Annotated in this window: 8 protein-coding genes and 1 pseudogene; 5 read left to right on the plus strand and 4 right to left on the minus strand. The window is 52.0% G+C overall.

Features of this window, described 5'->3' with window-relative positions; all coding sequences use genetic code 11:
- Positions 1–90 precede the first annotated feature (90 nt).
- The 3 genes from M891_RS0118115 to M891_RS0118125 are packed head-to-tail and all read left to right on the plus strand — an operon-like array spanning position 91 to position 1,774.
- Positions 91–996 (plus strand): ComEC/Rec2 family competence protein, encoded by a 906-nt coding sequence (locus M891_RS0118115; protein ID WP_036700927.1) that lies wholly within the window; start codon positions 91–93, stop codon positions 994–996.
- Between the two features lie 6 nt (positions 997–1,002).
- Positions 1,003–1,221 carry a DUF3006 domain-containing protein gene (locus M891_RS0118120; protein WP_016311551.1) on the plus strand — a complete coding sequence of 73 codons (219 nt, stop codon included), beginning with the start codon at positions 1,003–1,005 and terminating at the stop codon, positions 1,219–1,221.
- Positions 1,222–1,255: 34 nt separating this feature from the next.
- On the plus strand, positions 1,256–1,774 hold the full coding sequence (locus M891_RS0118125; RefSeq protein ID WP_028539795.1) for a DinB family protein: 519 nt from the start codon (positions 1,256–1,258) through the stop codon (positions 1,772–1,774).
- A 78-nt stretch (positions 1,775–1,852) separates the two neighbouring features.
- Here M891_RS0118125 and manA read toward each other — a convergent pair whose 3' ends face one another.
- Together manA and M891_RS0118135 are read right to left on the minus strand one after the other, a co-directional pair.
- Positions 1,853–2,800, minus strand: coding sequence for a mannose-6-phosphate isomerase, class I (gene manA, locus M891_RS0118130; RefSeq protein WP_028539796.1), 948 nt, complete (start codon positions 2,798–2,800; stop codon positions 1,853–1,855).
- Positions 2,801–2,828: 28 nt separating this feature from the next.
- Positions 2,829–3,743: an ROK family protein gene (locus M891_RS0118135; protein ID WP_028539797.1), complete on the minus strand. Its 915-nt coding sequence runs from the start codon at positions 3,741–3,743 to the stop codon at positions 2,829–2,831.
- A gap of 113 nt (positions 3,744–3,856) precedes the next feature.
- Here M891_RS0118135 and M891_RS0118140 point away from each other — a divergent pair, with 113 nt between their 5' ends.
- Entirely contained in the window at positions 3,857–4,882 is a 1,026-nt protein-coding gene (locus M891_RS0118140; protein WP_028539798.1) for a LacI family DNA-binding transcriptional regulator, read from the plus strand.
- A 101-nt stretch (positions 4,883–4,983) separates the two neighbouring features.
- Here M891_RS0118140 and M891_RS0118145 read toward each other — a convergent pair whose 3' ends face one another.
- Positions 4,984–5,601 carry a superoxide dismutase gene (locus tag M891_RS0118145; RefSeq protein WP_016311556.1) on the minus strand — a complete coding sequence of 206 codons (618 nt, stop codon included), beginning with the start codon at positions 5,599–5,601 and terminating at the stop codon, positions 4,984–4,986.
- Positions 5,602–5,794: 193 nt separating this feature from the next.
- Between M891_RS0118145 and M891_RS0118150 the strand changes: the two genes are divergently transcribed.
- Positions 5,795–6,046 (plus strand): DUF1450 domain-containing protein, encoded by a 252-nt coding sequence (locus tag M891_RS0118150; RefSeq protein ID WP_016311557.1) that lies wholly within the window; start codon positions 5,795–5,797, stop codon positions 6,044–6,046.
- Between the two features lie 139 nt (positions 6,047–6,185).
- Here the strand turns inward: M891_RS0118150 and M891_RS0118155 are convergent.
- Positions 6,186–6,365 (minus strand): annotated as a pseudogene (locus M891_RS0118155) (IS200/IS605 family transposase); the annotation flags it as partial.

A 6,365-nucleotide genomic window follows, 5' to 3' on the forward strand; every position in this document is an offset into this window, starting at 1 on the left:
TTTTTATGTGCTATTTGCTAAATTTTGATTGATTTAAGGCTCGATTATCCGCTATAATTAGAACAAATGTTCTGGGAAGGATTAACATCTATGATTAGGCAGAAGACATGTTGGACGGTTATTGGCGTATTTTTGGTGTTTTTAAGCGTACTTCTTGCAGGCTGCAGCGCAGCGAACTGGGAAGAAGTTGCGGGGCGGCTGGCGGAGAACACCTCCGTTGCTTCCGAAGTGGAAGGAGACGGTCAGCTACGCGTGATTTTTCTGGATGTGGGACAAGGTGCATCCCAGTTGTTGATCAGCCCCTCCGGGCATACGATGCTGATTGATGCCGGCAACAATGACCAGGAGCAGGCGATGCTGGACTACCTTCGCTCTTATGGCGTAAATCATTTGGATATCGTGATTGGGACACATCCAGATGCGGATCATATCGGCGGGCTGGACCGGGTCATCGATCGTTTGGACATCGGCGAAATCTACATGCCAAGGATCCAGTCCAATACGAAGACATATGAGTCCTTGCTGAACTCCATTCGGAACAAAGGGCTGAAGGTGAAGACCGCCAAAGCGGGCCTGGAGCTAGCCTGGGACGAGCAGGTGAAGGTGAGTATGATCGCACCGGTGACCGTGACCGACGACAGTAATAACATGAGTGCCGTTGTGAAGGTAACATATGGCCGCACTTCTTTTCTGTTAACCGGGGATGCTGAATCGGAGAGCGAACGGGCAATGTTAGAATCCGGAGTGAATTTGCGCGCCGACGTTATGCTGGTCGGGCACCATGGCTCGAAATCTTCAACAACGGCCAAGTTTTTGAATGCAGTGAAGCCAAAATATGCGGTGATCCAGGTGGGAGAGAATTCTTACGGGCACCCGACGAAAACGATCCTGGATCGGCTGTCCAAGCAACAGGTAGAGGTCTATCGCAACGATCTTCAGGGTACCGTGGAGATCGCCAGCGACGGCGAGGGCTACCGGATCACAACGGAAAGGTAGGATAAGATGAGCCATATCGTGGAAGGCTTTGAGGGCGATTTATGCATTTTGGAATCGGACGGGAAGCTCCGAAATGTCCCGCGTTCCCAGGTGGATCCTAAGGTCAAACCGGGAGATGTTGTGGAATGGAACGGCACGAAATGGGTTCCCAACCTGCGGGAAACAGAAGAGAGAAGCCGTCATATCCGCGCTTTAATGGATGAAGTGTGGGAAGACGAGGAATAGGATTGATTACGTTCATGAAGGAGGAATGTTGGAGATGTTGATTCGGCCGCAGACAGGGGAATACGCCCCACATTTTGAACCTTACATTCAGATGGTGCCTGAGGGGGAGTTCGTTAAGTTTCTGGAGGAGCAGACGAAGCGGCTTCGAGAGAAGTGGGCAGGTATTCGTGAAGAGCAAGCAAACTACCGGTATGCCGAAGGAAAATGGAGCGTGAAGGAAGTCATCGGCCATATGGCGGATACGGAACGGGTCATGCAATACCGTATGCTGCGGATTGCCCGCGGCGATACGACGCCGCTTCCAGGCTTCGAGGAGGAATTGTTCGCCCGTCATGCCGGGTTTGACCGCCAGTCGATGGAGGAGATCGTAAAGGGCTTCGAGATCGTGCGGCAATCCACGTTGGCGCTGGTTCGTCAGCTGGATGACGAAGCATGGGCCCGCAAGGGGTACGTAGCCGACTATCCGGCCACAGCCCGTGCCATCGCCTATATCATCGCCGGGCATGCGGAGCACCATATGCGGATTTTAAACGATCGGTATATTCAAGCTTAAATTAGAGGAAAGCGATAGGTAAAAAGGACGGATGTCGTCATCGTATGGATGAGCGCTTCCGTCCTTTTTGGCCTGGAATTATTCGTGGGACATGATCATTTCGAGCTCCCCGCTTAAGCGGTAAGGACCAAAGCCTGCTGGCAAGATGAAGTGCTCGCCTTTGGCCAGATCATAGCTTTGTCCGCCTGCCGTCAGCTTCCCGTTACCGGCAAGCACGCTGAAGATTGTATATTTCTCGTTCGCGTCAACCTCGGTTTCTTCGCCGGAGACGTTCCATTTTTCCACGGTAAAGAAGGAATTGGAGACGAAAGAAGTGACCGTCAGGCCGCCGCGCTGCGTCGTTACATAAGAAATGGGTTCATACGCTTGCGGAACGGTGGTGACGTCGATCGCTTTCTCCAGATGAAGCTCACGGGTGTTGCCGTCTTTGTCACGGCGATCATAGTCATACACACGGTAGGTGGTATCCGAGCTTTGTTGCGTTTCAAGCACAACGATGCCTTTCCCCAGGGCGTGCAGCGTGCCGCTTGGAACATAGAAGAAGTCACCTGGTTTCACGGGTACTTTCGTCAGGAAGCGATCCCACTCGCCGTTTTCGATCATCGAGACGAGTTCTTCTTTGGTTTTGGCTTCATGGCCGTAAATGATGACAGCCCCCGGTTCGGCATCTACGATGTACCAGCATTCGGTTTTGCCCAGCTCGCCGTTCTCGTATTTGCCAGCGTACTCATCGTCTGGGTGCACTTGCACCGACAAGTCGTCGGAGGCGTCGAGAATTTTCGTCAGCAATGGGAACACCTTGGACGAGGAGCGGAACAGCTCCGGATGAGAGGTCCACAAATCCCCCAGCTTCATGCCTTGGTACGGCCCGTTCTTCACTACACTTTGCCCGTTCGGGTGAGCGGATACGGCCCAGCATTCACCGGTGTGGTCATTGGGGATGTCATAGCCAAACAAATCTCTGAGCTTGGTGCCGCCCCAAATGCGTTCTTGGAAAATCGGCTGCAAAAAAATTGGTTCATTCATCGTTATCGGACTCCTTTTGTCTGTAGGATCAGTATGGAATATGGATTAGGGCAGCGGCGCCAATCAAGCCAGCGTCTTGATGAAGCGCAGCAGGAACAATAGGGGTTTGACGGCCCGAAGGATTCAGCGCGTACTTGGACACGTAGTCCCGCACCGCGTTGAACAACGGCTCGCCAACCTGAGATACACCGCCGCCAATGACCAGCTTCTCCGGATCAAACGTATTAATGAGGGTTACACAGCCAACGCCGATATTTTCGAAGACTTTGGCTACAAGCTCCTGAATCACAGGTTGCCCAGCCGCCGCCAAATCAAAAGCTTCTTTAGAAGAAACCTCACGGCCCAACAGCGCCGAAGCTTGTCTAGCGACCGCGGTGCCGGAGGCTACGAATTCCCAGCAGCCCTTCTGCCCGCACACACAGGTGCCGACGGACGGATCCACAACGATATGACCGACATCGCCGGCATTCCCGCTTGCTCCAGTGAGGAGCTTGCCGTGGGAGTAGATCCCGGCTCCAATCCCCGTACTAATTGTGATAAACACGAAGTGGTCCGCATCCTTGGCAGCGCCAAGCCATTTTTCCGCGAGGGCCGCAGCGGTCGCGTCGTTCTCCAGTCGGATCGGCAGACTGAAATAGCGCTTCAGTGAGTCGACGATCGGGAAGTTCCACCAGCCCCGCAGATTCGGCGGTTCGGCGATTTTACCTTCCTTCGTGTTAAGTGGGCCGGGAGCACCAACGCCGATGCCTAGAAGCTCGGACTCTGCGATACCTTGGGCGGTAATGATGTCTTGGATGGCTGCAGCCATCCGGTCGACCATCACTTCAGGCCCTACCGTCTGATCGGTCGGCAGTGAAACCTTCGCCCGCACTTCACCGTCCTTGCCAATCAACCCGATGGCCGTTTTTGTGCCCCCGATGTCGATACCAATTGCATAACTCAACGTTCATTCCTCCTGTGGAAGTGAAGATTCATAACTTGACAAACTTGACAAAATAAATATTTGTAAAGTACTATGTAGGTTAAGTGTAGCATGATTCGAAAGGAATGAAAAGAATGGGGCGCAAAAAGAAAGTCTCTATGCAGGATATCGCCGACCGGCTGCAAATTTCTAAAAATGCGGTGTCCTTGGCGCTAATGAACAAAAAGGGCGTCAGTGAGGAGATGCGCCGTCGCGTGCACGAAACCGCGCGAGAGCTGGGGTATGGCCCATACGCGCACCATGAGAGCGGACAAGCGAATATTCTGGTGCTCGTTCCCGAACGGATCATGAGCTATCAGGATAATGATCATTTTCAGTTTTTTCACGATATGATTTGGGGATTGGAACGAAGCGCGCGCAAAAAAGGGCTTAACGCCGTTATCACCCCGCTTGACCGAGAGATGGAAGCAGCACGTTTGCTGCCGGGACCGTTCACCGATATTCCGTACCGGGGAGTCATTCTGTTTGGGATTGTGGACCGGGCGTATGCGGAGCGGATATGGGAGCTGGACACGCCGCTGGTGCTGATGGATTCCTACTATCACGATCTGCCTTGTCCGGCTGTCACCTCGGATAATATAGAGGGGGCCTATACGGCGGTATCTCATTTAATTGAAGCCGGCCATCGGGACATTGGGTTTATCGGACCCACGAATCTGTCGACCAGTCATGAGGAGCGCTGGTTTGGCTTTGAGAGAGCGATGAAACAGCAGGGGCTCATGATTCGGGAGGCGGCTTGCTTGACGACGTCCAAGGGATATGATTATACTACGGCGGAAATTGCGCAATTTCTGGATGGATTAGAGGAATGGCCGACGGCGTTTTTTTGCGGGAATGATCGCATTGCTTATTTGCTGGCTGGTCTCTTGAAGGAGCGAAACCAACGATTCCCGGAGGATGTCTCGATCGCCGGATTTGACGATTTGCCTTACGTCAACAGCGAAGGGTTACATGTGACGACGATGCGGGTGGAGAAGGAGCGGATGTGCGATGCCGCTATAAGCTTGCTCTTGTCTGACCTTGGGCGTTCCCGAGAGAAGATTCACTGGCAGGTCCCGCCGACGTTGGTTGTACGAGAGTCCGTTGCTCGGAGAGGATAGGGCCCACGGGTTACATGAAAAAAAGGGTGCCCACCGAGCCGGTTAACCGGTCCAGTGGACACCCTTATGCGTTCGTGCAGGCGTTACGCCAACACGCAAACTTATTTGTTCAGCGCTGCTTCATAACGTTTCTCAACTGCAGGCCAGTTGATGACGTTAAAGAAAGCGGCGATGTAGTCAGGACGTTTGTTTTGGTATTTCAGGTAGTAAGCATGCTCCCATACGTCCAGGCCAAGGATTGGCGTTTTGCCTTCCATCAGCGGAGAGTCTTGGTTAGGCAGGCTGTATACGGACAATTTGCCGTTAGCATCTACGGCCAGGAAAGCCCAGCCGCTGCCGAAGCGAGTGGTAGCTGCTTTTGTGAAGTCTTCTTTGAATTTGTCGAAGCCGCCCAGCTCGTTGTTGATCGCTTCAGCCAGTTTGCCGGAAGGTTGGCCGCCGCCGTTCGGGCCGATGGTTTCCCAGAAGAGGGAGTGGTTCGCATGGCCGCCGCCGTTGTTGCGAACAGCAGTGCGGATGCTCTCTGGCACGCTGTCCAGATCGCTGATCAGTTCTTCAACGGATTTGGATTGCAATTCTGGAGCGGATTCCAGAGCTGCATTCAGGTTCGTTACATACGTATTATGGTGACGATCATGGTGAATCATCATCGTTGTTTCATCGATATGAGGTTCAAGCGCGTTGTTCGGGTAAGGCAATGCAGGTAATTGATGTGCCATTTCTAAATCCATCCTTTCTTCAATATGTAGTAGTAATTCCGACAAGACTAATTATAAATCCGCAGATCGACTTAGTCAACATATATGTATATTAAGTATGTTAAATCGTTCGCAGCCATTGACAAATCGGTTCGTGAATTTCATAATGAGGGTTCAAGCATCATTAGCCTAATAGTTTGGGGTGAAAGACGTCATGGGGTTGGGCATCGTAATCGTTGAGGTGTGCGACAGCAACCTGATGAGCGCGCTTGAGCTGGAGAAGCTGGAAGAGGAATACCCCGAAATTGCCGTAATGCGTCAGGACTGTCTTAGTTTATGTGGCTTATGCAAGCTCAGACCTTATGCACTGGTGAACGGCAAACGCGTCTTTGCCAAGACGACGGAAGAGTGTATCCAGCTCGTGAAGCAAGCCATTGAGGACGAGTTAGCCGTCTATGATATATAATCATAACCACCCGTCCAACGGGTGGTTTGCTCTTGGGGTATAACCCCTTGTTGCCAAACTGCGCCTAAAGACGCTAGCCTGACAATAAAATTGTTCAGGCTCAGTGTTTTTGTCACTTTCACTTACCAGTTAAACTGGTTTACTTTTTCTTGCTACCGTTTCTGCTAAATGGATCTTCATACTCTTTGACGCTCAGTTTATCGATTGCCTGGTCATGTGCTTCCTGCTCGCGGATATACTTTGCGACAGTGGCCTCATTCAAGCCCACTGTGCTTACGTAGTATCCCTCCGCCCAAAATTTCCGATTTCCATATTTATA

This window comes from Paenibacillus sp. J14, assembly GCF_000518465.1.
GTDB lineage: Bacteria > Bacillota > Bacilli > Paenibacillales > Paenibacillaceae > Fontibacillus > Fontibacillus barengoltzii.

Coding starts and splice junctions, on each gene's coding strand:
- M891_RS0118115 (WP_036700927.1), top strand. CDS start 91: ATGATTAGGCAGAAGACATGTTGGACGGTTATTGGCGTATTTTTGGTG.
- M891_RS0118120 (WP_016311551.1), top strand. CDS start 1,003: ATGAGCCATATCGTGGAAGGCTTTGAGGGCGATTTATGCATTTTGGAA.
- M891_RS0118125 (WP_028539795.1), top strand. CDS start 1,256: ATGTTGATTCGGCCGCAGACAGGGGAATACGCCCCACATTTTGAACCT.
- manA (WP_028539796.1), bottom strand. CDS start 2,800: ATGAATGAACCAATTTTTTTGCAGCCGATTTTCCAAGAACGCATTTGG.
- M891_RS0118140 (WP_028539798.1), top strand. CDS start 3,857: ATGGGGCGCAAAAAGAAAGTCTCTATGCAGGATATCGCCGACCGGCTG.
- M891_RS0118145 (WP_016311556.1), bottom strand. CDS start 5,601: ATGGCACATCAATTACCTGCATTGCCTTACCCGAACAACGCGCTTGAA.
- M891_RS0118150 (WP_016311557.1), top strand. CDS start 5,795: ATGGGGTTGGGCATCGTAATCGTTGAGGTGTGCGACAGCAACCTGATG.